This is a genomic window from Aeromicrobium sp. (assembly GCF_036675695.1).
Taxonomy (GTDB): Bacteria; Actinomycetota; Actinomycetes; order Propionibacteriales; family Nocardioidaceae; genus Aeromicrobium.
On record NZ_JAKFEL010000176.1, the window covers coordinates 1 to 25,100 of the forward strand.

22 protein-coding genes are annotated in these 25,100 nt (G+C 64.9%); 13 read left to right on the forward strand and 9 right to left on the reverse strand.

The window, feature by feature from the left end:
• Positions 1-537, forward strand: a 537-nt coding sequence (locus V6M39_RS11310) for a DedA family protein (protein WP_332643920.1), incomplete at its 5' end; no start/stop codon positions are given.
• A 1-nt stretch (position 538) separates the two neighbouring features.
• Here the strand turns inward: V6M39_RS11310 and V6M39_RS11315 are convergent.
• The gene (locus tag V6M39_RS11315; RefSeq protein ID WP_332643921.1) at positions 539-1,246 is read right to left on the reverse strand and encodes a hypothetical protein; all 708 of its coding nucleotides are present in this window, start codon (positions 1,244-1,246) and stop codon (positions 539-541) included.
• A 13-nt stretch (positions 1,247-1,259) separates the two neighbouring features.
• Positions 1,260-2,600, reverse strand: a complete 1,341-nt coding sequence (locus V6M39_RS11320) for a cryptochrome/photolyase family protein (protein WP_332643922.1) — start codon at positions 2,598-2,600, stop codon at positions 1,260-1,262.
• 138 nt (positions 2,601-2,738) lie between these two features.
• Here V6M39_RS11320 and V6M39_RS11325 point away from each other — a divergent pair, with 138 nt between their 5' ends.
• The 3 genes from V6M39_RS11325 to V6M39_RS11335 all read left to right on the forward strand — a co-directional run bounded on the left by V6M39_RS11325 (position 2,739) and on the right by V6M39_RS11335 (position 5,261).
• The gene (locus V6M39_RS11325) at positions 2,739-3,428 is read left to right on the forward strand and encodes a metal-dependent transcriptional regulator (RefSeq protein WP_332643923.1); all 690 of its coding nucleotides are present in this window, start codon (positions 2,739-2,741) and stop codon (positions 3,426-3,428) included.
• Between the two features lie 61 nt (positions 3,429-3,489).
• Positions 3,490-4,068 carry a class F sortase gene (locus V6M39_RS11330; protein ID WP_332643924.1) on the forward strand — a complete coding sequence of 193 codons (579 nt, stop codon included), beginning with the start codon at positions 3,490-3,492 and terminating at the stop codon, positions 4,066-4,068.
• A 92-nt stretch (positions 4,069-4,160) separates the two neighbouring features.
• Positions 4,161-5,261, forward strand: coding sequence for a hypothetical protein (locus V6M39_RS11335; protein ID WP_332643925.1), 1,101 nt, complete (start codon positions 4,161-4,163; stop codon positions 5,259-5,261).
• On the opposite strand, the gene V6M39_RS11340 is transcribed toward V6M39_RS11335, so the two are convergent.
• The gene (locus tag V6M39_RS11340) at positions 5,236-6,039 is read right to left on the reverse strand and encodes a DUF1295 domain-containing protein (RefSeq protein WP_332643926.1); all 804 of its coding nucleotides are present in this window, start codon (positions 6,037-6,039) and stop codon (positions 5,236-5,238) included. The two genes, V6M39_RS11335 and V6M39_RS11340, sit on opposite strands and share 26 nt — an antisense overlap.
• Before the next feature lie 190 nt (positions 6,040-6,229).
• On the opposite strand from V6M39_RS11340, the gene V6M39_RS11345 reads away from it, so the two are divergent.
• Positions 6,230-7,825: a GMC oxidoreductase gene (locus tag V6M39_RS11345; protein ID WP_332643927.1), complete on the forward strand. Its 1,596-nt coding sequence runs from the start codon at positions 6,230-6,232 to the stop codon at positions 7,823-7,825.
• Positions 7,826-7,853: 28 nt separating this feature from the next.
• On the opposite strand, the gene V6M39_RS11350 is transcribed toward V6M39_RS11345, so the two are convergent.
• Positions 7,854-9,161 carry a cyclopropane-fatty-acyl-phospholipid synthase family protein gene (locus V6M39_RS11350; RefSeq protein WP_332643928.1) on the reverse strand — a complete coding sequence of 436 codons (1,308 nt, stop codon included), beginning with the start codon at positions 9,159-9,161 and terminating at the stop codon, positions 7,854-7,856.
• A gap of 67 nt (positions 9,162-9,228) precedes the next feature.
• On the opposite strand from V6M39_RS11350, the gene V6M39_RS11355 reads away from it, so the two are divergent.
• Positions 9,229-9,927 carry a PGPGW domain-containing protein gene (locus V6M39_RS11355; protein WP_332643929.1) on the forward strand — a complete coding sequence of 233 codons (699 nt, stop codon included), beginning with the start codon at positions 9,229-9,231 and terminating at the stop codon, positions 9,925-9,927.
• A 7-nt stretch (positions 9,928-9,934) separates the two neighbouring features.
• On the opposite strand, the gene V6M39_RS11360 is transcribed toward V6M39_RS11355, so the two are convergent.
• A complete protein-coding gene (locus V6M39_RS11360) occupies positions 9,935-10,744 on the reverse strand; it encodes a DUF1707 SHOCT-like domain-containing protein (protein ID WP_332643930.1) in 810 nt (269 codons plus the stop codon).
• Positions 10,745-10,785: 41 nt separating this feature from the next.
• Between V6M39_RS11360 and V6M39_RS11365 the strand changes: the two genes are divergently transcribed.
• The 5 genes from V6M39_RS11365 to cofE all read left to right on the forward strand — a co-directional run bounded on the left by V6M39_RS11365 (position 10,786) and on the right by cofE (position 16,509).
• The gene (locus V6M39_RS11365) at positions 10,786-11,754 is read left to right on the forward strand and encodes a 1-aminocyclopropane-1-carboxylate deaminase/D-cysteine desulfhydrase (RefSeq protein WP_332643931.1); all 969 of its coding nucleotides are present in this window, start codon (positions 10,786-10,788) and stop codon (positions 11,752-11,754) included.
• A 114-nt stretch (positions 11,755-11,868) separates the two neighbouring features.
• On the forward strand, positions 11,869-13,032 hold the full coding sequence (locus V6M39_RS11370) for a S8 family serine peptidase (protein ID WP_332643932.1): 1,164 nt from the start codon (positions 11,869-11,871) through the stop codon (positions 13,030-13,032).
• A 38-nt stretch (positions 13,033-13,070) separates the two neighbouring features.
• A complete protein-coding gene (locus V6M39_RS11375) occupies positions 13,071-14,420 on the forward strand; it encodes a dihydrolipoyl dehydrogenase family protein (RefSeq protein WP_332643933.1) in 1,350 nt (449 codons plus the stop codon).
• A 185-nt stretch (positions 14,421-14,605) separates the two neighbouring features.
• Positions 14,606-15,559 carry a 2-phospho-L-lactate transferase gene (gene cofD, locus V6M39_RS11380; protein ID WP_332643934.1) on the forward strand — a complete coding sequence of 318 codons (954 nt, stop codon included), beginning with the start codon at positions 14,606-14,608 and terminating at the stop codon, positions 15,557-15,559.
• Positions 15,556-16,509 (forward strand): coenzyme F420-0:L-glutamate ligase, encoded by a 954-nt coding sequence (gene cofE / locus V6M39_RS11385; RefSeq protein WP_332643935.1) that lies wholly within the window; start codon positions 15,556-15,558, stop codon positions 16,507-16,509. The genes cofD and cofE overlap by 4 nt, the downstream gene beginning before the upstream one ends.
• Before the next feature lie 749 nt (positions 16,510-17,258).
• Here the strand turns inward: cofE and cofC are convergent.
• From cofC to V6M39_RS11405, 4 genes are all read right to left on the reverse strand, one after another.
• Positions 17,259-17,879: a 2-phospho-L-lactate guanylyltransferase gene (cofC, locus tag V6M39_RS11390; protein ID WP_332643936.1), complete on the reverse strand. Its 621-nt coding sequence runs from the start codon at positions 17,877-17,879 to the stop codon at positions 17,259-17,261.
• A gap of 16 nt (positions 17,880-17,895) precedes the next feature.
• Positions 17,896-20,436, reverse strand: a complete 2,541-nt coding sequence (locus tag V6M39_RS11395; RefSeq protein WP_332643937.1) for a bifunctional FO biosynthesis protein CofGH — start codon at positions 20,434-20,436, stop codon at positions 17,896-17,898.
• A 29-nt stretch (positions 20,437-20,465) separates the two neighbouring features.
• Positions 20,466-21,452, reverse strand: a complete 987-nt coding sequence (locus tag V6M39_RS11400) for a TIGR03557 family F420-dependent LLM class oxidoreductase (protein ID WP_332643938.1) — start codon at positions 21,450-21,452, stop codon at positions 20,466-20,468.
• Between the two features lie 77 nt (positions 21,453-21,529).
• Positions 21,530-22,525 (reverse strand): DNA topoisomerase IB, encoded by a 996-nt coding sequence (locus V6M39_RS11405; protein ID WP_332643939.1) that lies wholly within the window; start codon positions 22,523-22,525, stop codon positions 21,530-21,532.
• A 168-nt stretch (positions 22,526-22,693) separates the two neighbouring features.
• Between V6M39_RS11405 and V6M39_RS11410 the strand changes: the two genes are divergently transcribed.
• Both V6M39_RS11410 and V6M39_RS11415 read left to right on the forward strand, forming a co-directional pair.
• Positions 22,694-23,536, forward strand: coding sequence for a universal stress protein (locus V6M39_RS11410; protein WP_332643940.1), 843 nt, complete (start codon positions 22,694-22,696; stop codon positions 23,534-23,536).
• Positions 23,537-23,704: 168 nt separating this feature from the next.
• A complete protein-coding gene (locus tag V6M39_RS11415) occupies positions 23,705-25,084 on the forward strand; it encodes an HTTM domain-containing protein (RefSeq protein WP_332643941.1) in 1,380 nt (459 codons plus the stop codon).
• Positions 25,085-25,100: the final 16 nt, after the last annotated feature.

Sequence of the window (25,100 nt, forward strand, 5' to 3'; positions counted from 1 at the left end):
CTGGGCGTGGCGGTGATGATCGGCGCGAGCATGGGCGATCACGTCGGCTATCTCCTCGGCCGGCGCTACGGCGACCAGCTCCGCGACACCAAGCCCGTACGTCGGCTCGGCGTTCGCCACTTCGATCGTGCGACCTCGATGCTGCGGCGTCGGGGCGCGTCTGCGGTGTTCCTCACTCGCCTCGTGCCGATCGTCCGCACGCTGACGCCGGCCGCCGCTGGTGCAGCAGGGCTCGAGTACCGCCGCTTTGCGCCCGCCTCGCTGGCCGGCTCGGCGACGTGGGCGGCCGCGTATGTCGGGGGTGGGTCGGTCGTTGCGACGGTCATCTCAGTGACCAACGAAACGTTCGGTCCCGTCTCATGGTTGTTGCTGGAGCTGCTCGCTCTGGCTGTGGTCCCGGTGCTGATCATTCGCGCCGTCGGGGGCGTACGTCCGGTGGCTGCCGCTCCGGACGTCGCGTCCCTCGAGCTTTCGGCCGGTGCTCACGCGCACAGGTCGGCTTTCACGCCAATCTTCGACGACGTGCCCGTGTACTGAGCTACGCGAAGGTGGCCAGGTCGATCAGGATCCACACCTGTTCGGCGTTGCCGAGCAGCTCACCCTCAGCCGTGTAGAGCGCTGTGTCGGTGAAGAACTTGCGGCCGTCGCGTTCGTGCAGACTGCCCACTGAGATGCAGGGCTCACCCGCGACTGGAAGACGTGTGATCTCGGCGGTCATCAGGCCGAGGACCATCGTGTTGTTCGCGCAGTCGGCGGCCCAGGCACCGGGGCAGTCGAGGGCAGCCCACATGACAGGTACGTCGATCGCGCCACCGTCTCCACCGAAGGCCGGATGTGGTGTCCATGGTGCCGAGGTCTTGCCGTCGGCATACGGGCCGGTGAACAGTCGCAGGCCGTCACCCTCGTCGCGCTGCGTGCCACAGGTGAAGCACCGGTCGAACGGATGGTGGTGGAAGCCCGGGTATGCCGCGAGACCCGACTTCGCCTGCTTGTGTGTCGGGCAAGGCGGGGGATCGCGTCGGAACGACCCGCTGATCGCCTCGCCGACCACCGCTCCGCCGGCCGTCAGCAACCGCGTCGCGTGGTCGCTGGTCTCCCAGGAAAGCGGTGTCGCCAGTGGGGGCGGGATGCGCAGCTTGGACGTCGTAGGGCCGTCGCCGCCCAACTCGTCGGCGATCAGCCCGGCGACATACCCGCCATTGCCTGTGCGATCGGGTCCGTTGAACTGGGTCGAGATCGTGACCATGAGCCCAACCTACTCAGCGCACGGCGTCATAGCGGCGGAGTGACTCAATGCGTTCCTCCGCGTGGTCGACGATCGGCGCGGGATATCCGGCCGGAGGGGGATCGAGCTCCCACGGTGTGTGAAGCTGCTTGGCGGGTATGTCAGCGAGCTCCGGAACCCACCGGCGCACGTATTCACCGTCTGGATCGAACGTCTTGCCCTGGGTCGTGGGGTTGAAGACGCGGAAGTACGGCGATGCGTCCGTGCCAGATCCTGCGACCCACTGCCAGCCGTGTTGGTTCGACGCGAGGTCACCGTCGACGAGGTGGTCCATGAAGTGACGGGCACCGTGGTGCCACTCGAGGTGGAGATCCTTGACGAGGAAGCTGGCGACGATCATGCGGACCCTGTTGTGCATCCAGCCTTCCGCGAGCAGCTGACGCATGCCGGCATCGACGATCGGGATGCCGGTGAGCCCTTGCTTCCAGGCCGCGAAGGCCTCGCCGGGCTCGTCGTACGCCATCTGCTCGTATGCCCGGTTGTAGTAGCCGAAGGCCGAGTCAGGCCGATGGTGCAGGACGTCGGCGTAGAACTCGCGGAAGGCCAGCTCTCGTACGTGGGCCTGAGCGCCTTTTGACCGCAATGGCGCGAGGTCGGCGAGCATCGTTCGTGGGTGGATCGTGCCCCATTTGAGGTGCACGGACATTCGGGAGGTGCGGTCCGGGCCCGGCAGGTCGCGTGCCGAGTCGTAGTCGGCGACGTCCTCGTCCACGAACTGTCGCCAGCGGGCGTGTGCCGCGTCTTCGCCATACGCCGGCAGGCGCATTCCGTCCGGTACCGAGACCTTCGGGATGCTCGTGCCGCCGTCCGGATGGATCCAATGGACGCCGTCGACGGCTGGTGCTGGCGCGCGCCAACCGTGCTCCTGCCACGCACGGAAGTACGGCGTGAACACGCGATGGCCGCTCCCGTCGTCCTTCGTCACGCGTCCGGGTGCGACGGCGTACGGCGAGCCCGTCCGCTCCAACCGGATGCCTTGAGTACTCAATGACCGCTCAACAGAGGCATCGCGACGAGCGCCGTACGGGGTGAATGCCGCCGCGACGTGCACGCTGTCGGCGCCAACCTCCCGCGCAACACGGATGACCTCGGTGCGAGGGTCGCCTCTTACGAGGTGCAGTCCGCCGATGCGGTGGGAGAAGTCGCCCAACAACCTCGAGAGATAGGCCGAACGAGCGTTCCCAGTCCCGAGCGAGTCATCAATCACGAACAGTGGGACGACCCCGTCCTCCCGACCGGCGTCGATGGCCGTTGCGAGTGCCGGATTGTCTTGTAGACGGAGGTCGCTGCGGAACCACATGACAGAAGTCGGCACATTCCCATCCTCATGGCTGCGTGCGTGTCGCGCACGACGTGGAACAATGACACGCGTGAGCGAGCGAAGCGAGCAGAACGATCAGGCTGGATTGATGCCGGCGCCGACGTACCGTGCCCTTTCAACGGAGGTGACGGCATGAGCGACCTCATCGACACCACAGAGATGTACCTCCGCACCGTGTTTGAGCTCGAGGAGGAGGGCATCGTCCCCCTTCGCGCGCGCATCGCCGAACGCCTCCACCAGAGCGGACCGACTGTCAGCCAGACCGTTGCCCGTATGGAGCGTGACGGGCTGCTCACAGTCGAGGGCGACCGCCACCTCGAGCTGTCCCCCAAGGGACGCCAGCTCGCCACCCGGGTGATGCGCAAGCACCGCCTCGCCGAGCGGCTGCTCACCGACATCATCGGTCTCGAGATCGAGTTCGTGCACGAAGAAGCCTGCCGCTGGGAGCACGTCATGTCCGAGCAGGTCGAGCGTCGCCTGGTCGAGCTGCTCGATCACCCGCACGAATCGCCGTACGGCAACCCGATCCCGGGACTGGCTGAGCTTGGCGAGACCAGCGAGGACACCGAATTCCTCGACGGAGTGGTTCCCATGACCAAGGCGATCATCGGCTCCACCGAGCCTGTACGCCTGGTGATCCGCCGGATCGTCGAGGAGCTGCAGAAGGACACGGAAGTCATGTCAGTGCTGCGTCGTGTTGGCGCGCTGCCGGGCAACGATGTCCTCGTCTCGCAGGGTCACGACGGTGTGATCGTCGCGCGTCAGGGTGAGACTGCCGAGATCGACGAAGAGTCGGCGTCGCACATCTTCGTCTCCAGCTGAGCTTTCCATGCGCAAGTCCATCGAGGGTTTGCCGAAGGGGCGTTTACGCCTCGGAGTGACCATGCTCGTTGGAGGCTTGTCGCTGTCCGTTCTGAGCCTCACCGAGCTGGTGCGCGACGACCCCGTTGTGGTCGCCGCGCCGTGGGGTGCGAACCTTCCGGTCCTTGTCATACCGAAGTCAGTCCCGGTTGCCGTGCCCACACGGCTCGTCTTCCCCGGCGCCGGTCTCGATGTACGCGTCCAGGTCGACAAGACACCTCCGGGCGGAGTCATCAAGCCGCCGAGCTACACGGACGTCTATTGGATTGAGGCGTACGGCAAGCCAGGAACGAACGCAGACAACACGGTCTACATCGCCGGACACAGTTCACCCGATCACTCGGTGGTGTTCGATGCCTTGCTTGAGACCGACGGTTCCCCCCGTGATCTGGCAGGCGAGGAACTCACCTTGAACACCCCTTCGGGCTCGCTGGTCTATCGAATCGACGGCGCCGCCCGCCGGTATGACAAGAACGCCCTCGCCAATGATCCAGAGATCTGGAAGATCGTCCCGGGGCGTTTGCTCCTTGTGACCTGTGACCAGGAGATCGAAGGCCGAAACACCGTCTTCTTCGCGACATTGCAGGGAGCATCGAGCTAAATGGACCCTTCACAAGAAGCGGTCAGCACGTTACGGTCTATGCCATTGCTCGCCGCGCGGCACTAATGTGCTGCGCCCTCGGAGGGACTCCCATGCGCCGTCGTACCACCCGCATTGCCTCGCTCACGTTCGCCAGTGGACTTGCCCTGTCGCCACTCGCTCTCTTCGGTCCGGCATCGGCCGCCGAGGAGCCCGAGAGCCAGCAGTTCACCACGGTTGGAACCAACAACTTCGTCGTTCCGGACGACATCACCTGCGTGCAGTTCCAGGTCGATGGCGCCAGCGGTGGCGACGGTGAGGGCGCCGCCGGCGCCGCTGGCGGCAACGGTGGCCGCGTCTCGGGCTGGTACGAGTCGATTCCCGGTGAGTCTCTCTCGGTCCAGGTTGGCGGACAGGGCGGCGACGGATCAACCGGCGGCAACGGGGGTATCGGCGGCACCCTCGGCATTGCGGGCGGTGACGGCGGCGAGTACAACGACGCCCTCGATCCAGAGCCTGAGCTTGAACTGACTGGTGGTGGCGGCGGTGGCGGTTCGGCGCTTGTGGCCAACTTCATCATTGCGACAGCGGGCGCCGGTGGTGGTGGTGGCGCTGGCCCCATCGATACGCCTGGTGGTGGCGGCGGCAACGGTGACGTCGGAGGAGATCCCGGGGCCGGGTCCGAAGGTGGACTAGGAGGTGCTGCCGGCGAATCTGCGTCCGGAATCGGAGAATCAGCGGACGTCCTCGGTGATCCGCCACAGGGGCAGTTCTTCTTCTACGGCGGTGGCGGTGGCGGTGGCGGTGGCAACGGCGGTGGCGCCGGCGGCAGCATCTACGCCCAACTGAGCTCGGCTGCCGCTGGTGGCGGCGGTGGAGGTTGGAACTTCTTCGCGGTCAATTCCAGCGTGATCGACGTGTCCGAGTCGACGGCACCTCCCGGCAATGGTCAGATAACGCTCACGTGGCAGGAAGGGTTCACCGGAGACTGCGGCGACGATTGGGATCCCGTGGACGGTGACGGTGACGGTGGTGGTGACGGTGGTGACACCAATGCTGGCTCGACCTTCGACACCGGTGTGACTCCGAGCAACTCGAGCGACGTGCTTCCCCTGATCGGACTGGTTGAGGGTGCCTTGATTGCCACTGCCGGAGCGGCGGTGCTGATCACGACTCGTCGGCGTGCAGCTACTTCTTCGGAGGAAGCGGGATGAAGCCGCTCGTGCGGCGTACGTATTCGTCGTAGCCGGGTTTGCTCTTCTTCATACCCTTTTCGTTGAGGGCTGCGCCGGTGACCTTCGTCAGGAAGATCGTCATGGCAAGGGGGCTGATGACGGTGGCAAGCCCTGCCCATGAGCTGGCCGTGACGATCCAGATGCCCGTCCAGACACACGCGTCGCCGAAATAGTTGGGGTGGCGGGTATAGCGCCACAAACCCTGGTCCATGATCTTGCCCTTGTTGGCGGGGTCACTCTTGAATGCGGCGAGCTGTGCATCGCCGACCCCTTCAAAGATGTTGCCGAGGGTGAAGACTGCCAACCCGAGACCAACGACCAACCAAACAACGTCCTCATTGTTCGCACCGACCATGATCGGCGTCGCCACGAGCCACATCGCGATGCCCTGGGGCAGGAATACCCGCATCAGGGCAACCTGTGCGAACGGCCGCCCGTCAGCCTCTGCGAGCTCGGCGTAGCGGGGATCTTCGGGCGCCTTGGCGTTGCGGCGGTGCAGGTGCCACGAAAGACGCAATCCCCACACAGCAGTCATGGCGAGCAGGATCCAGCGCAGATATGGGTCGCCATCCCCACCGGACGCCACCAGTGCGGTCTCCGCGGCCACCAGAACGAAGCCAATGCCCCACATCGTGTCAACGACCGTCAGCTTCTTCTTGTTCTGCGCGATGGCCAGACCAATCCCCATGAACGCGACAACAACGCCCAGGCCGGCGGCGAGACTCGTGACGGATTGGGCCAGGTCATTAGGGGTCATGAAAGCCAAGATATCCGCGAGGTACGCGGCGCGCTCACCGAGCGAAGTCGACGGAAGTTACCGGTTCGTACCCCTTGACGTGAAATGGCTCACACGTAGAACGTGTTCTCATTCGTCTATTGGGGGGCACAACAAAATGAATGACACAAACACGAGTGGGACCGATTCCAAGGGTGTATCCCGCCGCAGGTTGATCGCTGGAGCCGGCTCGATCGTTGCGTTGGGAGTTGCGTCCCGCCCGGGACTCGCGAGTGCAGCCAAAGTCCAGACGGCGGCCATCACTGGTCCGATCCTGGGCGGTGCACATGTGCCAGTTCTCGTGGTCGGCACCGGCTACGGGGGTTCCGTTGCCGCTCTTCGACTTGCCCAGGCCGGCATCAACGTCGAGATGGTCGAGATGGGCATGGCGTGGGATACCCCCGGCTCGGACGGAAAGATCTTCTGCTCCACTACGAACCCGGACTACCGCTCCTACTGGTTGCGCACCAAGACCAAGCAGCCGGTCAGCGGCTTCCTGGGTTTCCCGATCGACAAGGACATCCCTCGGCACACGGGTGTGCTCGATGCCGAAGACTTCGCCGGCATCACGGTCTACCAAGGCCGCGGCGTCGGTGGCGGGTCGCTCGTGAATGGAGGCATGGCGGTCACTCCCAAGCGGGAAAACTTCGCCGGTGTCCTCCCCTCGGTCAACGCCGACGAGATGTACAACACCTATTACCCACGAGCCAACGCCGGTCTCGGAGTCAGTTCCATCCGCTCGGCATGGTTCGAGAGCACCGAGTGGTACCAGTTCTCCCGCGTGGGTCGCAAACATGCACAGCGGGCCGGTTTCCCGTTTGTGTTCGTGCCGACCGTCTACGACTGGGCCTACATGGAGAAGGAGGCCGCAGGCACGGCGCAGAAGTCAGCGCTCGCTGCCGAGATCCTCTACGGCAACAACGCCGGCAAGAAGTCGCTGCAGCAGACCTACCTCGCCCAAGCCAAGGCGACCGGTTTGGTGAACATCACGCCGATGCACCGGGTTTCGACGATTACGCCGGCAGCCGGTGGCGGCTATTCCGTCATCATCGAGCAGCTCAACACGAGCGGCGAGACGCTCACCACCAAGACCGTGAAGGCGGACAAGGTCTTCCTCGCCGCGGGCAGCGTTGGCACCAGCAAGCTACTCGTCAAGCTCAAAGCCACCGGAGCGCTGCCCAATCTCAACAGCGAGGTCGGCAAGGGCTGGGGTGACAACGGGAACGTCATGTGTGGTCGTGCCAACCACATGTGGGACCCGACGGGCAAGAACCAATCGACCATCCCCTGCGGCGGCATCGACAACTGGTCCGCGGGCGGCGCATTCGCCGAGGTCGCCCCGCTGCCGACGGGCATCGAAACGTACGCGTCCTTCTATCTGTCGATCACGAACACGCAGAAGCGCGCCGAGTTCTCCTGGAACGCCGGCACCGGCAAGGTTGATCTGAGCTGGCAGAAGGCATGGAAGCAGGACTCCATCAACATGGCCAAGACGATCTTCGACAAGATCAATGCGAAGGAGTGGACGATCTACCGCACTGACCTCTTCGGCGACAACAAGCAGTGGCACGACGGGCTCACCTACCACCCGCTCGGCGGTGCGGTGCTCAACAAAGCCACCGACAACTACGGCCGCCTCAACGGCTATGAAGGCCTGTACGTCATCGATGGCGCGCTGATCCCTGGCAATGCCAGCGTCAACCCGTTCGTCACCATCACTGCGCTCGCCGAACGGAACATCGAGAACATCATCGCCGCTGGCAAGTAGAGCCAGACCAGAGACAGGTCGGTGCGGGTCATGTCAGCCACGCCAGTGGTGAGGTCGGCATGCCCGCGACGCCATTGATGCTCGGCTTGACCGCGAGGATCTGGTCGACGCCCATCCGGTTCTCCTCGAACGCCAGTGCACCGCCGACGAGGTAGAGCCGCCAGACCCGCGCGCTCTCCTCGCCGATCAGGGCCACCGCGGTCGACCAGTTGTGCTCGAGGTTCTCGGCCCAGCCTGCGACGGTCTGCGGGTAGTGCTCGCGCATGGCCTGCACGTCGCGGATCTCGAGTCCGGCGCCGGCGATCAGTCCGATCGTCTTGGCGAGCGGCTTCATGTGCATGTCGGGGGCAATGTACGTCTCGATGAACGGCCCGCCGCCTGGCCGGTCGCCGACCGCATCGTTGCTGCGGGACATCTGCTGGATCAGGACGCGTCCGCCTGGACGCAGGTAGCGGTGGATCGACTCGGTGAACACGACGTACTCCTTGTCGCCGACGTGCTCGCCCATCTCGATCGACGCGATGGCGTCGATCCCGTTGTCGCTGACTCCCGACTCCCTCAGGTCGCGGAAGTGGCGCAGGCTGATCTCGACTCGATCCTCGAGCCCGCGCTCAGCGGCCTTCTTCATGACGTAGTCGCGCTGCTCCGACGACAAGGTGACCCCGGTGACCTGGACGCCGTAGTGCTCCGCAGCGAACAGCGTCAGCGAACCCCAGCCCGATCCGATGTCGACCATCCGCATGCCGGGTTCGAGGCCGAGCTTGCGGCAGATCAGGTGGAACTTGGCGGTCTGAGCTTCCTCCAATGACATCTCCGGAGTGACGTGGAAGCCGCTGGAGTAGGCCATGTTCGGGTCGAGGATCAGCTCATAGAAGTCGTTTGACAGGTCGTAGTGGTGTGAGATTGCCGCTTGATCCCGTTCCTTGCTGTGCAGCTCGCCGGTCAGGTTGGACTCGGCATCAGGGGCAGGTGGGCGGCGTCCGATCGCGCCAAGGCGTACGGCGAGTGCTGCGGCCTTCGCCACCTGCTTTGGCCCGATTCTGGGTCGGCCCGCAGTCCCATCGGTGGCACGCGCGTCACGTACGGCTGCCCACATCGCCCTGAGTCCCTCTCCGAGGTCTCCCTCGATGTCGAGGTCGCCTTGCACGTACGCGCGAGCAACGCCGAGCTCGCCTGGCTTCCATATGACGTGTCGGAGCGCTCGCTTGTTTCGGATCACGACAACGGGCGCGCCAGGTGCCCCGGCCTCGCTGCCATCCCACGCTCGGAGGCGGATCGGCAGCGTGAGGCCGAGCGTCTCCTCGGCAAGATTGAGGAGTGCGGCTGCCTTGTTCATGCGACAAGTGAACTGCCAGTCCGAGGGTTCCGCCATCCGAATTGGTGGGATGCGGCAAACTTGCACCATGGCAGTTGGATCCGCGGTGAAGATGTGGATCCGTGAGACTGGCGCTGAGGTGCTCGGCTGGGTGCTGGTGCCTGTCGGCATCGTGATGATGCCAGCCCCCGGGCCGGGCACACTGGTCCTCGTCGGCGGCGTCGCGCTGCTTTCCCGCCGCTACGTCTGGGCGCAGAGACTGCTGGACCCGCTTGAGCGCAAGGCGATCGAGGCCGCCAAGTTCGGTGTGGCGACGTGGCCACGCATATTCTTCAGTTTTCTCGGCGGGGTCTGGCTGGTAGTCCTTGGTGCGATCTGGTGGGCAAGTCCGACGATCCCGGAGTTCGAGGTGACTCGCTTCACGATCTCGTCGAGCCTGGTCACGATCGGATTCGTGTTGTTTGTACTGCTGCTGTCCGTAGCAGCTGTCGCGGTGCTGCGCGGGCTCCTACGGTCCGGTGACAGCTTGCGGATCGCGATCATCACAATCATCTGGTCGGGTGGTTTGTGGTTCGCCGCGTTTCGCACACCTGACCTGACCTCGCGGGACATAGTGGTTGCCTTCGGACCTCAGCTTCCCGCCGAAGGGTGGGCGACAGCGCTGGGCATCTGGACCTCAGCTGTCGCGGCCTGGGGCCTCCTTGCGTACAGCGTCCTCAAATGGCACACGCCTCGCGTCGTGGAGGGGCCAGAAAAGGAAACGCCCACCAAGGGCTCGAGCACGTGAGATACCCCTACTTGAAGGGGTAGCGGTTGGTCTCCTTGCCCGCGAGGGTGAACACGTAGTAGCCCGACTCGTTGTACTCGTTGGACACGTAGACGGACATCGCCGGGAGCTCGTCACGCTCGTCCAGAATGATGTAGATCGACCGGACCTCTTTGACGTTCAGCTCCTCGGGAGCACGCTTCACCGCGGCCATGAGTGCCGGAACATTGACCGCCGCCATGTCGATGACGGTGTCCTCGCCCTGACGTGTCGACTTGCTCGGATCGCCGTCGTAGCCCTCTCTGAACGACCACCGTTCGGTGCGGCGTGGGTTGTCGGGTACGACGATGTTGACGCTCGCGTAGTCGGGATAGATCGCGGCTGACTCGACTGTGGTTGTCCCGAACGCTGAGCGGGTGGCCGCGACGAACTTCTTGAAGCCTGCGGCCGTATGAAGCCTGAGCATGCCGTCAGGCTGGTCGTTGAGGTTGGGTTCGCTGCTGTTGGTTGACGGGCCTGCCGTCTGTGGGTCATTGCCAGACGACGAGGCGATCCAGATGATGATCGACGCGATGGCCGGGATGAGTGCGCCGATCAGGATCTTGGTCAGCAGGCCCTTGGGCACCGAAGCCGTCGTCAACGCGCTGTTGATCCGCTGTGCGCCCACTGGCCGGAGGTCTGAGGTCAGCTGAGCCAGCTCGTCGAGGGTCTTGGCCTGGAGCGCCGCCTGCGTACGGGCTTCGCGCTCCGTGTTGTCGATGCGACCATCTGCGAATGCAGACTCGATCTCGTTGAGGCAGAGTTCGCGGTCGGCGTCACTCGCTCGGGTTCCCGCCATGGCAGGCACGATATCGCCAAACTCCGCCATAGGGTGAGCAGATGTCTCGTCTTGGCGACCGCTACCCGCACGCTGATCTGCCGCACGTCGGCCTCGGCACCAGCCCTACACCCGTACGCCGCCTCGACGGACTCGGGGTGTCCCAGGAGGTCTGGCTGAAGGATGAAGCCGCGTTCGGCGACGGTGGCTGGGGCGGCAACAAAGTGCGCAAGCTCGAGTGGATCATTCCGGAAGCCCACCGCCGCAAGAAGAAGACGATGTTCACGGTCGGCGGCATCGGCACGCATTGGGGACTCGCGGCAGCGTTGTACGGACGCGAGCACGGGCTGCATACCGTCCTCGGACTCGTCGACCAACCGATCGATGACCACGTACGCGAGCAGACGGCGCGGCTCGATGCTTCCGGCGCCACGATCTATCGCTATCCGACAGTGGCGCGGCTCAAGCTCGCGGCTCCGATGATCCTGGCCCGGCACCGGCTGCCGTACTACCTGCCAGCTGGGGGTTCGTCTCCGGTGGGCAGCCTCGGATATGTCGAGGTGGCCCTCGAGATCGCCGGACAGGTTGCCGCCGGCGAACTCCCTGAGCCCGCCACGGTTGTCTCCGCCGTCGGCTCGGGTGGCACCGTTGCCGGCTTGGCTCTTGGCTTCCGTCTCGCAGGCCTGTCGACGCGGGTTTTCGGCGCTGTCGTCAACGACTCGTTCCGACTCGATGCCGTCACCACCAGTCGGCTCGCAACCAAGACGGCCGAGCTTTTGCGGTCACGCGGCGCCGACATCGGAAACGTCGTCATCGGTCCGGACGACCTGACGGCTACGTCGAAGTTCATGGGTGAGACGTACGGAGCCACGACGCCCGAGGGTGCGCGTGCGCTGGCGCTCGCCGAGCGTGTCGCAGGGTTGGAGCTCGAACCCGTCTACACGGCAAAGGCGCTGGCAGCGATCCTCGAAGGCGACATCCCCGGGCCGATCCTCTACCTCAACACTCACGGGCCACGACCGGCGGCGTAACCCGACCCCTCGTGACGTCGTTGAATAGTCCACAGGGAAGCAAGGGGACTGTCAGTGCATCTGACTCGCACGTTCAAAACCGAATGTCGACGCGCTGTGGTGACGGGCGTCCTGATGTCGACCCTGGTCGCAGCGACGGGTACCACCGCGCAGGCTGACCCCATCAGCGATCTCCTCGCGCAGGCCCGCTCGATCCTTGCAACTGCGCCGCACGGCGATCCCCTGAAGGTTGTCGTCACGACGAGAACCGACGGCGCGCCCTCGATCACCTCGACTCCGGCTAGCTCGGGCGCGAGCGCACTCCAACTCATCACCGCAGCCCTCAAGAAGCCCTCGACGATCGGCGTCGACATGGCGCACCCGGTGAGGATGTCCGCTGACAGCAACGACCCCTACCGGAAGTACCAGTGGGCCCTTGACCTGTTCAATGCCGAGCGTCGTTGGAAGACATCCAAAGGCACGGGAGTCGTCGTCGCAGTCGTCGACACAGGCGTGTCCGGAGCCCATCAGGATCTCAAATACCGGGTGTTGGTCGGCAGGGACTTCATCGATCCGGGCACGAGTGCGAAGGATGAGAATGGCCATGGCACGCATGTCGCCGGCATCATTGCTGCCAACGCCTACAACCGGCTGGGAATAGCCGGATTGGCGTACCGGGCGAAGATCCTGCCCGTACGCGTTCTCGACGAGCGCGGCGAAGGTGACAACGCGGGCGTTGCCAACGGAATCATCTGGGCGGCCCAGAAGGGCGCCAAAGTCATCAACCTGTCTCTCGGCTCGACTCACAATGACAGCGCGATCAAGGCCGCCGTTGCATACGCGCAGTCGCGCAACATCGTCGTGATTGCAGCCGCCGGCAACGCGGGCTGCGGCCTCCTGGGAGCCCCGACGGCCTATCCGGCGGCCTACCCCGGTGTCCTCGGCGTAGGAGCGATCTCGAGCAATCGCGTCGTGGCGAGCTACTCGAGTTGCGGCAGCTGGGTCGACGTCGTTGCTCCGGGCAGTTCGATCGTCTCGACAGGTCTCATGGCTCCCGACCCCAGTCTCGGTTGCGCTGCCGGGAAGCGTTATTGCACTCTCTCTGGCACCTCGATGGCCACGCCGTACGCCTCGGCGACGGCGGCGTTGGAGATCGCTCGCCTTGGTGGCCGATTCAGTCAGTCGTCGATCGTGTCGCGACTGCAGTCGACCGCGACTGATCTCGGAAGAACGGGTCGAGACAACGACTACGGCTACGGATTGATCAGCCCCTACAGGATGCTGGCCGGCGCGCGGTAGCCGTGGCGCCTCGGGCCTGGATGCCGGAGGATGAGGCCATGGCCTCTCATGAGTGTGACGTCGTTGTCGTTGGTCTTGGCCCCGGTGGCGAGGTTGTCGTAGCCCGTCTTGCAGATGCCGGACTGAAAGTTGTCGCAGTCGAGGCCGAGCTGGTCGGCGGCGAGTGTCCCTACTGGGGTTGCATCCCCTCGAAGATGTTCATCCGCGCTGCCAACACGCTCGCCGAGGCGCGCCGCGTCGAGAAGCTGGCAGGCGGAGTCTCTGTCACGCCTGACTTCGCGCTTGTCGCCAAGCGGATTCGGGACGAGGCGACCGACAACTGGGACGACTCGGTCGCGGCCAAGCGGGTCACGGATGCAGGGGCGACGCTCGTACGTGGTCACGGCCGGCTCGTCGGCGATCGGACGGTCGATGTCGATGGTGAGACGTATGTGGCCTCGAAGGGAGTCGTCCTCAACACCGGCACCACAGCGTCCATACCGCCGATCGAAGGCCTCGCCGGCACGCCCTACTGGACCAACCGCGAGGCTGTCAGCACCGAGACGGTTCCGCCGTCGCTGATCGTGATCGGCGGCGGAGCGATCGGTCTGGAGCTTGCCCAGGCGTTCTCCCGGTTCGACTCACAGGTCACGGTGCTCGAAGTGGCTCCACGCATCCTCGCGCCAGAGGAGCCCGAGTCCTCCGAGCTCTTGGCGAAGGTCTTCGAGAGCGAAGGCATCGCTGTGCACGCGGACGTCACGATCGACCGGGTCGATCACGATGGCACCCGCTTCACGGTCACCTGCGGCGACAAGACATACGAGGCCGATCAGCTGCTCGTCGCTGCGGGTCGCAAGTCGCGCATTGATGACGTCGGACTCGACACGGTCGGCGTCGAGGTCGAGAAGGTCCTCGAGGTCGACGACGCGATGCAGGTCAAGGATGGACTCTGGGCGATCGGCGACATTGTCGGACGAGGCGCATTCACGCACGTCTCGATGTACCAGGCGGAGCGCGTCGTCAAGGCGATCCTCGGCAAGCCTCTCGAGGCGTACGACTCGAGCTTCCCGCGCGTGACATTCACGGATCCTGAGGTGGGCGCTGTCGGCCTCACCGAGAAGCAGGCGCGTGACAAGGGCCTCAACGTACGCGTGGGCTCGGGAGAGATCCCGGTGAGCAGTCGCGGCTGGCTCCACTCCGCCGGTAACGAGGGACTCCTCAAGATCGTCATTGACGACGATCGCGGGGTCATCGTCGGCGCAACGAGTGCTGGACCGACTGGCGGCGAGACGCTGTCCGGCCTGGCATTCGCGGTCCGGGCCGAGGTTCCGGTGGCGACTCTCCTGAACACGATCTACGCGTACCCGACGTTCTACCGAGCTATCGAGGCAGCACTCCAAGACGCCTAGGGCATCTCTCCCAGTTCGATGGTCGGCTCGCGCGGCCCCACATCCCGTCTGGCGGCGTTATCGTCGGTCGACGGTCAACCCCGGACCGCCTCCCTCCTCTGCCTTGCCAGCCGGGCGCGGATGCCACGCTCACTGATCGACCACCAACTGGGAGACACGCCCTAGCCGTCCGGCAGACTGTGCCCATGCGGATCACTGTGCTGTCAGGCGGAGTCGGCGGCGCCAAGTTCCTCTCTGGGCTCCTCCCGGCCAAGGCTCCCGACGACGAGATCACGGTCATCGGCAACACGGCCGACGACATCTGGCTGTTCGGTATGCGGGTGTGCCCCGATCTCGACACTGTCATGTACACGTTGGGCAACGGCATCGATCCCGAGCGCCGATGGGGACGTACCGACGAGACATGGAACGCCAAGGAGGAGCTCGGTGCGTACGGCGAGGAGACGTGGTTCGGTCTCGGCGACCGTGACCTCGCGACTCATCTGATCCGTACCAAGCTCTTGCACGAAGGCGTCGGCCTCGCCGAGATCACGCAGCGGCTCTGCGAGCGGTGGCAGCCCGGCGTACGGCTGCTCCCGATGACCGAGCAAGAGGTCGAAACCCACATCGGGATTGACGGGGCTGACGGCATCGACACGATCCACTTCCAGGAGTACTGGATCAGGCTCGGCGCCAAGGTGCCCGTACGTGAGCTGGAGTTCCGCGGAGCCAAAGCTGCCAAGGCTGGACCGGGCGTGCTCGACGCAATTCACGGCGCCGACCTGGTGGTCCTCCCGCCGTCCAACCCGATCGTCTCGATCGGTGCGATCCTCTCGGTCGAGGAGATCGCCGAGGCCGTACGCACGACCGCGGCACCGGTCGTCGGCGTCTCGCCGATCATCGGCACCGCGGCCGTACGCGGTATGGCTGACCAGCTGCTTGAGGGACTCGGCATCGAGATCAGCGCTGGAGCAGTGGCCCGGCACCTCGGTGCACGCAGTGCCGGGGGAGTGCTCGATGCGTGGCTCGTCGACACGTCAGACGCGGACGCCGTTGCCTCGATCGAGGAAGCGGGCATCCGCTCCAGAGCGGTCCCGCTGTACATGACTGACGATGCGACGACCGCTCAGCTGGCCCGAGACACCTTGGCGTTCACGTGACGCTTCGCGCCTGGCCGATCGCAGGCATTGGAGAGATCGCGCCCGGCGACGACCTGGCCACGATCATCGTCGAGCACCTCGACGAACCCCTCGTCGACGGTGACGTCGTCGTCGTGACGAGCAAGGTGGTGAGCAAGGCTGCTGGGCTTGCCACCAGAGGCGATCGCGAAGCGCTGCTCGACGCCGCGACCGACCGGATTGTTGCCCGGCGCGGCCAGACCCGCATTGTGCGCACCCACTCAGGACTGACCCTGGCCGCTGGCGGAATCGACGCATCCAACATCGAACCGGGATCCGTGGTCCCGCTGCCCGAGGACCCGGACCAGTCCGCGAGGGACCTGCGTAACGCGCTCATCGAGCTCGCAGGAGTCCAGCTCGGCGTCATCATCACCGACACGGTTGGCCGGGCCTGGCGCATCGGGCAGACCGACATCGCGATCGGAGCCGCAGGTGTTGCGCCAGTCCTTTCGTTCGAAGGTGTCTTGGACTCGTACGGCAATCTCCTTGCCGTGACTGCTCCGGCGGTAGCCGACGAGATCGCCGGTGTGGCCGACTTGGTCGCGGGCAAGCTCGATGGCTACCCCGTTGTCCTCGTACGAGGACTGCCCGCCGAGTGGCTCAGTGACGCGGCGGAGGGTGCTTCCACGCTGATCCGTGAAGAGCGCGACGACATGTTCGGACTCGGCGCCCGTGATGCCGTGCTGGTGGCCGCCGGGTACGACGATGACATCCGAGGCTTCCCCTCACCTGAACCTGATGACGACCTGCTCGCGATGGCTCGTCAGGGCGTCGACCTGACCCTCGCCGACGCCGAGCTCGTCGACGGCTCGATCGAGGTACGCCCACTCAACGCGTCCCCGGCGGCCTTCATCGAAGCTGGTGTGCTTGCGGAACGTCTCCGCATCCTGGCCCGAGCCCTGGGACAAGACGTGCCTATCAGGGTCGTATAGGGCGTTGCCGTCAAGGCGAATCTCCTATTGCACGTAGGTAGTTCGCTACCTTTCAGTGCGGGATGTCCTGGCTTGGGTCGTCAGGGAAGCGGCGACGGAGGATCCGCCGAGAAATGAGCTGGGATGCTAGGACCACGCCAAACGTCGCCACAACCGCCATGGCGTCTCGCGCGTTCCCGTGCACCATCGCGGAGATTAAGGCTGCCAGCAATATGACGGAAACGACCACGAACGCGACCCCCCAGACTCGGTTGAGTTCCTCGAGGGTTTTGGGAGCTAGCATTTTTCACCTCAATCGCGCTCGGTACGGACAAGTGTCACACCGCCAAGCCAGCAAGTCCCAATACACCTAGCGTCGATCGGTCAGGTGTCGGAACGACTTCGCCAACCTGAAGAGGCCCACGACGATGAATGCTGCCCAAATGGCGAGACTCGCATACGCCAACCGCGCCCACCCATGCACTTCGACAGGCTCCCAGAACGGGCTGAACGACATAAACCCGACGACCCCTATGATGATCAGGCCCACCGCATCGAACCTCTTCCGATCGCCAGACGCACGCCCAACCCACCAAGTCGAGTGTCGTTTCCCTTCGCGGGTGTCATCAGGACGTTGAGGCGACATGGTGACAGTGTCTAGGCCGGGCGACCTAGTCGCAACCGCCTGAGCGATACAAGCGAACCGTCAAGCCCGTTTGTGTTCACCTACTTCGATCGGTCAGGCGGCGTGCTCGCGCGAGTCAAACGGCCTACACCGAGGCGCGGGTGTGGATTCGCTCGATTGCGGCCGCGGTGTGCGGTCCAACGCCAATTCTCTGAGCCTCGAGCAGCTCGTGGAACTCGTCGACATCTCGGCGCAAACCGGCGGGTGCCTGCAGTTCCACGGCGCCGTACGAGCGGTGGCGCTCGGCCGATCCGACACCGTAGCCAGCACGCAACAGCGAAGGTCGCTGGCTGGCCAGGATCGTGGTGCCATCGCCGTTGGCGTCCGCGACGAAGGCCAGCGGATACGCCCTGGCTTCTGTGAGCAGGCGGCCCAGCTCGATGGAAGTCAGCGAAGGCAGGTCCGCGGGGATGACGGCGACGGCTTCATCCGGATGCTCCTGTGCAGCCCAGGCGACACCATCGCGTACGGCCGCTCCGAGCGGATCGGCCACCCGGGCGGAGGATTCCGAGATGACGACGGCTCCGGCGCTCCGGGCGTGCTCGGCCACCTCGTCGCCACTGGTCACGACAACGACACGTCCCACCTCAGCGCAGTCCAGCACTGCATCAAGGGCATCCATCGCGAACGCCATCGCGAGGGCACGTCGAGCCCCCGAGTCGGTATGCAGCCGCGACTTGGCCCCGTCCCACGGTTTGATCGGCATGATCACCGTGAACATGTCAGGCCCCGACCGGAACCACGGCGACTCGGCCGTACGTCGTGGTGCGCTGCACCGCTGGACGACCCGCCAGCGCAGCCATGTGCTCCAGCTCTTCGATCGACTTGCGCGATCCGTTGGTGCTGCCGGCCATGCGGCTGATGGTTTCTTCCATCAGCGTGCCGCCGAGGTCATTGACGCCGCCCTGAAGCACCTGCGTGCAGGTCTCTGGGCCGAGCTTGACCCAGGAGCACTGGATGTTGTCGATCAAGCCGTGCAGCATGATGCGCGACATCGCGTGCACCGCGCGGTTGTCGCGGACCGACGGTCCTGGGCGGGCGACGCCAGCGAGGTAGATCGGCGATGACTGGTGCACGAACGGCAGCGGCACGAACTCGGTGAACCCACCGGTCTCGCGCTGCAGGTTGGCGAGGGTGCGCAGGTGGTTGACCCAGTGGCCCGGATGGTCGACGTGGCCGTACATCATCGTCGAGGTCGTCGGCAGGCCCACTTCGTGAGCCGTACGGATCACGTCGATCCATTCCGACGTCGGCAGCTTGCCCTTGGTGAGGATCCAGCGGACGTCATCGTCGAGGATCTCGGCTGCGGTACCGGGCAGTGAGTCGACGCCGGACTCCTTGGCCTTGATCAGGAAGTCGCGAACCGAGAGGCCGGTGCGGCTGACACCGTTCATGACCTCCATCGGGCTGAACGCGTGGACGTGGAGGCTGGGCTCGCGGCGCTTCACCTCGGCCGCAATGTCGAAGTATGCGGTGCCCGGCAGATCCGGGTGGATGCCGCCCTGCATACAGACCTCGGTCGCGCCGAGCGCGACGGCCTCGGTTGCGCGGTTGCCGATCTCGTCGAGCGAGAGCGTGTAGGCGTCGGCATCCGTACGGCGTTGGGCGAAGGCGCAGAAGCGGCAGCCGGTGTAGCAAACGTTGGTGAAGTTGATGTTGCGGTTGACGATGTAGGTGATCTCGTCGCCCACCGCCTGCTTGCGCAGGTCGTCGGCGTATGCGGCCAGCTCGTCGAGCCGTGAGCCCTCGGCCGTCATCAAGACCAGTGCGTCGGCGTCCGATAGTCCCGCCGGATCGCGTTCGGCAGCACGCATCGCGCTGCTGAAGCCTTCGTCGCCGATACCGACCAGAGCGGCACCTTCGCGGCTCGCCTGTCCGTCGCGAAGCACCGACCAGTCGCCATAGACGTCCTCGAAGTCGCTGCGACGGTCGGTCGTACGTCCGACAGTGTCCACTTCGGTATGGAGCTCGGTGCGTCCCTGCGATAGCCAGCCGGTCGGCGTCCAGCCACCATCGGGCTCCTGCCATGGCAGGCCCTCGGCACGCGCGTCCGGATTGGCCAAGCCGTTGTCGCCGACCAGCGCGTCGACGTGCGGGAGCAAGCGAGGGTCGAGCCACGGCTCGGACAAGAACTGCGGGTGAGCCGTCAGACGCTCGGTCAGGGTGAAGCCCTGCTCGGCGCACAGCTCGGTCAGCGCAGTCAGCTCGGGCCAGGGGCGCTCGGGATTGACGTGATCCGGGGTCAACGGGCTGATCCCGCCGAAGTCGTCGACGCCTGCGTCCAGCAGCGAGCGGCAGTCCTCGAGGTCGACCAGGTTGGGCGGCGCCTGCACCCGCATCGACGGACCCATCAGGATGCGGGTCGTCGCGATGGCCGCGAGGTACTCCTCGACCTGCAGGTCCGGCGTGCCGCGCATCGCGGTGTCGTCCTTGGACACGAAGTTCTGGATGATGACTTCCTGGACCGAGCCGTACGTACGCGCGATCCGGCGGAGCTCGAAGATGCTCTCGACGCGGTCCTCGAGTGTCTCGCCGATGCCGATGAGCAGTCCGGTCGTGAACGGGATGTTGAGGCGGCCGGCGTCCTCAAGCACGCGGATGCGAACGGCCGGATCTTTGTCCGGGCTGGCGTAGTGCGCCTGGCCCTTCTCCTCGAACAGCCGGCGGCTGGTCGTCTCTAGCATCATGCCCATCGACGGAGCGACCGGCTTGAGCCGGGACATCTCCTTCCAGCTCATGACGCCGGGGTTGAGGTGCGGCAGCAGCCCAGTCTCCTCGAGCACCCGGATCGACATGGCGCGTACGTACTCGAGCGTGCTGTCGTATCCGGCTGCCTCGAGCCATTCCTTGGCATCGTCCCAGCGGTCCTCGGGTCGGTCACCGAGTGTGAACAGCGCTTCCTTGCAGCCCATCGCGGCGCCCTTGCGGGCGATGTCGAGCACCTCGTCGGGCGACAGGAACGGCGCAGGCAGACGGTTGGGGGTGGTCGCAAAGGTGCAGTAGTGGCACCGATCGCGACACAACCGGGTCAGCGGGATGAAGACCTTCTTGCTGTACGTCACGACGCCGGGTCGGCCAGCAGCCTCGAGGCCGGCATCGCGTACACGGACCGCCGCGTCCATCAGCTCGCGCAGCAACTCACCGCGAGCGCTGAGCAATGCGGCGGCTTCGTTCGCATCGATCGACTTGCCCGCGACAGCACGCCGTACGGCGCGAGTGATCTCACGCTCGTTGGGGACACCGTCGGTGGGAGACGCGGTCATGGCTCAATCATCACTGGTGGCGTGAAATCTCAGCGGTGCAGGTTCGGCAAGACGTCCTTGCCGAACACATCGATCCATTCGCGCTGGTTGCGACCGACGTTGTGGAGATAGACGGTGTCGATGCCCTCGTCGAGGAACTTCTGGATCTCGGCACGATGCGCGTCGGGATCCTCGGAGATCAGCATCCGGCCTTCGAAGTCCTCGGGCCGAACCATCTTGGCCATCTCCTGGAGGTCGTACGGCGAGCGGATGTCGCCCTTGGGGAACTTCATACCGCCGTTGGGCCACTCGGTCATGGCGTTCTCAAGCGCCTCTTCGTGCGTCGGAGCCCACGAGAGGTGCAGCTGCAGGATCTTCGGCATGGTGTCCGGATCCTTGTCGGCTTCGCGAGCGCCATCGGTGAACTTGCCGAGCAGGCCAGCGACCTTCTCGGTCGTGGCGCCTGGGGTGATGATGCCGTCGACTTCCTTGCCGGCGCGCTTGGCCGTGATCGGTCCTGCAGTGGCGACATAGATCGGCGGCGGATCGTCGAGTGTCCAGAGCCGGGTCTTCTCCAATGTGAAGAACTCACCCTTGTGCTTGACGTCCTTGCCGGTGAACAGCTTCTTGATGATCGTGATGGCTTCCCACATACGGCTGAGCCGTTCTGGTGCCTCGGGCCAGTAGCCGCCCACGATGTGCTCGTTGAGAGCCTCACCCGAGCCGAGCCCGAGCCAGTGTCGGCCGGGGTACATCGCGGCCAGCGTGGCCGAGGCCTGGGCAACCATCGCTGGATGCGTCTTGAACGAGGGGCAGATGACGCCAGGTCCGATGTCTCCGCGCGTACGTTCGCCGGCTGCCGTCAGCACGTTCCAGATGTACGGCGCGTGTCCCTGCGCCGGGACCCACGGCTGGAAGTGGTCGGCGGCCATGACTCCGTTGAACCCGCCGTTCTCGGCATAGGCGCACAGATCTACGAGCTCCGTCGGATGAAACTGCTCGCTCATCGCTGCGTAGCCGACGTGCACCGGTGCCATGGAATCTCCCTGATTGTCGCCAAGAGTAGAACGTGTTGCAGTTTCCATCATCGCCTATTGCGGTCCGATGTGGCCGATTAGGCCCGTTTCAACATTCTCAGCACCTCGCGCTCCAGCGTCCGGCTGATGGTCGAACCCGGTGCGGCATGGCTGTGACCTGCCTTGACGGTAATGCCGTCATTGAACAGGTCGACGACTCGGGGATCGACATAGGACGTACGAGCGATGGTCGGTGTGTTGCCGAGATGATCGGAGACCGTCTCCATGGCGCGGGTGACGGCTCGTTTGCGCGCGGTCGGAGTGTCAGCCTTCGCGCGCGCCAGGGTCAACGCCGCGATCGCGGTGCCGCGCCAGGTACGGAAGTCCTTGGCGGAGAAGTCCTCTCCGAGGACCGCCTTGATGTACGTGTTGACGTCGTCGGCGTCGATCGGGATCCACTTGCCGCGATCCTTGTATGCCAGCAAGCGGTCACCGCCACTGCGTCGTTTGCGGAGCTCGCGGAGCACTCCGCACACCAGATCGTCTCGCACCGTCACCTCGACCTCCTGGCCCGACTTGGCGGCATACGCGAACGACACGGCCTTGCCGTCCAGGTGGACGTGCTGCTTCTCCAGCGTGGTGAGCCCGTAGCTGCCGTTCTCCTCGGCATAGCGGTCCGAGCCGATGCGGAACATGCCCAGGTCGAGCAGGCTGAACGTTGTCGCGGCAACTCGTTCGAGAGTCATCTCGTCGCCACGGAGATCGCGACGCGACTCGGCGCGGTGCTTGAGCAGTGCGGCGGCGAAGCCCTCCATCTTCTCGAACTTCTCGACGTCGCGACGGATACGCCATTCCGGGTGGTAGAGGTACTGCCGCCGCCCAGCCGCGTCGCTGCCGACCGCCTGGAGGTGGCCGTTCTCGACGGGGCAGATCCAGACCTCGGTCCACGCCGGAGGGATCACCAGCTTCTTGCAGCGCTCGAGGTCGGTCTCCCCGAGCGGTACGCCGTCCTGGTCGAGATAGCGAAAGCCTTTGCTGTGCTTGATGCGCGCCCAGCCCGGCGAGCTCGCGGACGTACGGCGCAGGCGGACCATGCCGCAACGCTACGGTCACTTCGGCCTCGGCGCAGATGTCGCGATCGATCCGCACGGTCACGCCTCCCGGTCTGGGACCTAGGTCCCCGCGAATCTGGTCCGGTGACCATGGTCGCGGTGGCTCGCGACTCGCACCGTGGAGGTACCGATTCGAACTCTGGAGGCCTCATGAACACCGCAAGCAGACCCGTTGTCGTTGGGATCATCGACAAGCAGCCCAGCGCTCTCGCGGTTGCGATCCGGCAGGCGAGCGCGGCCGAATGCCCACTCTGGGTCGTCCACTCCGTGGGTGTGCCGGCACAAGCCGCCGGTTTCTACGCCGGCTACGAGGTGATTGAGGACCTGCGCAAGACCGGGCAGGTCGTGCTCGACGAAGCGCGGGACTACATCGTGCGGGAAGCGCCTGGACTGGCAATCGAGTACATCTTGTCGACGGATGAACCGGTGCGTGCGATCGAGCATGCTTCGACTGACGCACGACTCGTCGTCCTCGGCTCCGATGATGTCCCGTGGTACGAGCGGCTGCTGCGGACGAAGGTCGCCGGTCACCTTGCATTGCACGCTTCGTGCCCGGTGATCGTGGTTCCCGAGCACGCCGGATCAGACACCTACACGGGCGACATTGTCGTCACCCTTGGCGCTGATGCCCCGGCGAACGGGCCGATGCACTTTGCGCTTGAGCAGGCCAGCGCACATCATGCGTCGCTGCACGTCCTGCACGCGATCGAGCCGGGGACGGCACCTGATGAGGCGCATCGGCAACGGTCGAAGATCACGGAGATTGTGGCTGGCTGGCGGGCGAAGTTCCCACACGTGACGATCTTCGAGGTCTTCCTACACGAGGATCCTGAGGATGCAGTGTTGCGAGCAACTGAGAGCGCTTCCCTCGTCATCGTCGGTCGGCCCCACCATCCGACACCGTTGTCGCTTACGCGCCCGCTCGCGTCGGACATTCTCAAGCGAACTCACTGCCCCGTTGCTGTCGTGGCCGAGTCGTATCGGGGGGAGTGACCCGCGTCTGCCGCTGCTGACGGTTCGACGATGACGTGCCCGGCGCCTCACCGGACGAACCTGTGGTCCGGCAGGCAGGTCGAACATCGCAGTGAAGACGGGTGAAGCGAGTATTCTCGGGAACAACCAGTTCAGACTCCGAGGACGACGGTCGACAAATCGATGCGCGTGAAGCCGACTACCTTCGGGCCCACGTTCGTTGTCGTCTGGGCGCTGGCGAATCTCGTTCACCATGCGAACGGGACACGCGGGCCTCTCGACCTCATATCGATCCTCAACGTGCTCGCGGCGCTGTGGGTCATAGCCGCGCCACACTCGGCCGGACGCTTGTGCCTTCTTGCCGGGACCCAAGTCCTGGATGCTGTCTGGCATCTCCCTTTCTCGCCGGATCACCAACTACTGGCGGCGTTCGTCAACATCCTCATCCTCCACCGTTGGTTGCGGGCGAGGCCGTCAGACAGTACCGATCTGGTGATGGCGGTCGCTGGCGGCGCCAGGGTCGTCCTGCTGATCGCTTATGCGGCGGCGGCGCTGTCGAAGTACAACGAGTCGTTTCTCGACCCCGCTCGCTCGTGTGCGACCTGGATTGCCACGACGGCATCGGGTGGTCTGATCGATCGTGGTGATGGCGCAGCGACTGGGTTCCTGATCGTGACACTGCTGGCTGAAACCTCGATCCCACTGCTCCTGCTTTTTCCAAAGACTCGGCGTTGGGGCGTCATCTTCGGCATCGGTTTCCATCTTCTGGTCTGCCTCAGCCCAGCGATCGGAGTCGCTGATTTCAGCGTGACCTTGTGGGCGCTCTTCTTGTTGTTCGCGCACCCTGACGACGTCAGCGACGCCGGTGGTGCCGTGCGGTCAACGCTGCGCCGCAGTGCGATCGTGCGGGACCTGAGCCGGGTACCTGCGCCCATCTTGGTGGGTGTGACGACAACCCTGATCGTGCTCGGCGATCGTACTGAAGGCGGCTCAACTGTCCTCATCCTGTTCAGTTGGATCGCGACCATCGTCACGGGAGCTGCTCTGCTCGTGTCCTTGGTCCGAACCACCCTGAGGAACCGGAGCACGACGATCAGGCTGAGCCGCCTACCTGCCGTCAGCGTTGTCGTGTGCCTGGCGATGCTTGCCCTCGTCGCCTCGCCCTATCTCGGCTTCGGTACGTCGTCGCGTTTCACGATGTTTTCCGGTCTTCGAACCGAGGGTTCCGGCACCAATCATCTCTTCCTCCCGTCAGCGCACGTGATCGACTCGCAGAATCGCTGGTGGATCGTCGAAAGAGTCGACACGAGGCGTCCTGGAGAGGGCCGCACCACCAATGCGTCCCCTGTCACAGCCCGCGCAGGCATCCCGGAGGTCGAGATCCGCCGTCACCTCTCGGATCGAGACCTCGGCGGTACGTTCGTTTCTCCAAGTGGGCGGAAGGTCATCATCAAGCCCGGTGTCGACCACCCGATGCGCGGAGGCAACCGCTGGCTGGAAGAACGCACGCAGCACTACCGCCCGTTCGTGGTGACCAGAGTGTCAGACCCGGCGTTCTGCTCCAACTGACTGGACGGATCCAGCC

Excerpts from the sequence above, each read along its gene's own strand:
- V6M39_RS11405 (WP_332643939.1), bottom strand. The coding sequence starts at position 22,525 with ATGGTCCGCCTGCGCCGTACGTCCGCGAGCTCGCCGGGCTGGGCGCGC.
- V6M39_RS11370 (WP_332643932.1), top strand. The coding sequence starts at position 11,869 with ATGTCGACCCTGGTCGCAGCGACGGGTACCACCGCGCAGGCTGACCCC.
- V6M39_RS11365 (WP_332643931.1), top strand. The coding sequence starts at position 10,786 with ATGTCTCGTCTTGGCGACCGCTACCCGCACGCTGATCTGCCGCACGTC.
- V6M39_RS11355 (WP_332643929.1), top strand. The coding sequence starts at position 9,229 with ATGGCAGTTGGATCCGCGGTGAAGATGTGGATCCGTGAGACTGGCGCT.
- V6M39_RS11375 (WP_332643933.1), top strand. The coding sequence starts at position 13,071 with ATGGCCTCTCATGAGTGTGACGTCGTTGTCGTTGGTCTTGGCCCCGGT.
- V6M39_RS11315 (WP_332643921.1), bottom strand. The coding sequence starts at position 1,246 with ATGGTCACGATCTCGACCCAGTTCAACGGACCCGATCGCACAGGCAAT.
- V6M39_RS11350 (WP_332643928.1), bottom strand. The coding sequence starts at position 9,161 with ATGAACAAGGCAGCCGCACTCCTCAATCTTGCCGAGGAGACGCTCGGC.
- V6M39_RS11400 (WP_332643938.1), bottom strand. The coding sequence starts at position 21,452 with ATGGCACCGGTGCACGTCGGCTACGCAGCGATGAGCGAGCAGTTTCAT.
- V6M39_RS11410 (WP_332643940.1), top strand. The coding sequence starts at position 22,694 with ATGAACACCGCAAGCAGACCCGTTGTCGTTGGGATCATCGACAAGCAG.
- cofC (WP_332643936.1), bottom strand. The coding sequence starts at position 17,879 with ATGCCGATCAAACCGTGGGACGGGGCCAAGTCGCGGCTGCATACCGAC.
- cofD (WP_332643934.1), top strand. The coding sequence starts at position 14,606 with ATGCGGATCACTGTGCTGTCAGGCGGAGTCGGCGGCGCCAAGTTCCTC.
- V6M39_RS11360 (WP_332643930.1), bottom strand. The coding sequence starts at position 10,744 with ATGGCGGGAACCCGAGCGAGTGACGCCGACCGCGAACTCTGCCTCAAC.
- V6M39_RS11325 (WP_332643923.1), top strand. The coding sequence starts at position 2,739 with ATGAGCGACCTCATCGACACCACAGAGATGTACCTCCGCACCGTGTTT.
- V6M39_RS11335 (WP_332643925.1), top strand. The coding sequence starts at position 4,161 with ATGCGCCGTCGTACCACCCGCATTGCCTCGCTCACGTTCGCCAGTGGA.
- V6M39_RS11330 (WP_332643924.1), top strand. The coding sequence starts at position 3,490 with ATGCTCGTTGGAGGCTTGTCGCTGTCCGTTCTGAGCCTCACCGAGCTG.
- V6M39_RS11395 (WP_332643937.1), bottom strand. The coding sequence starts at position 20,436 with ATGACCGCGTCTCCCACCGACGGTGTCCCCAACGAGCGTGAGATCACT.
- V6M39_RS11340 (WP_332643926.1), bottom strand. The coding sequence starts at position 6,039 with ATGACCCCTAATGACCTGGCCCAATCCGTCACGAGTCTCGCCGCCGGC.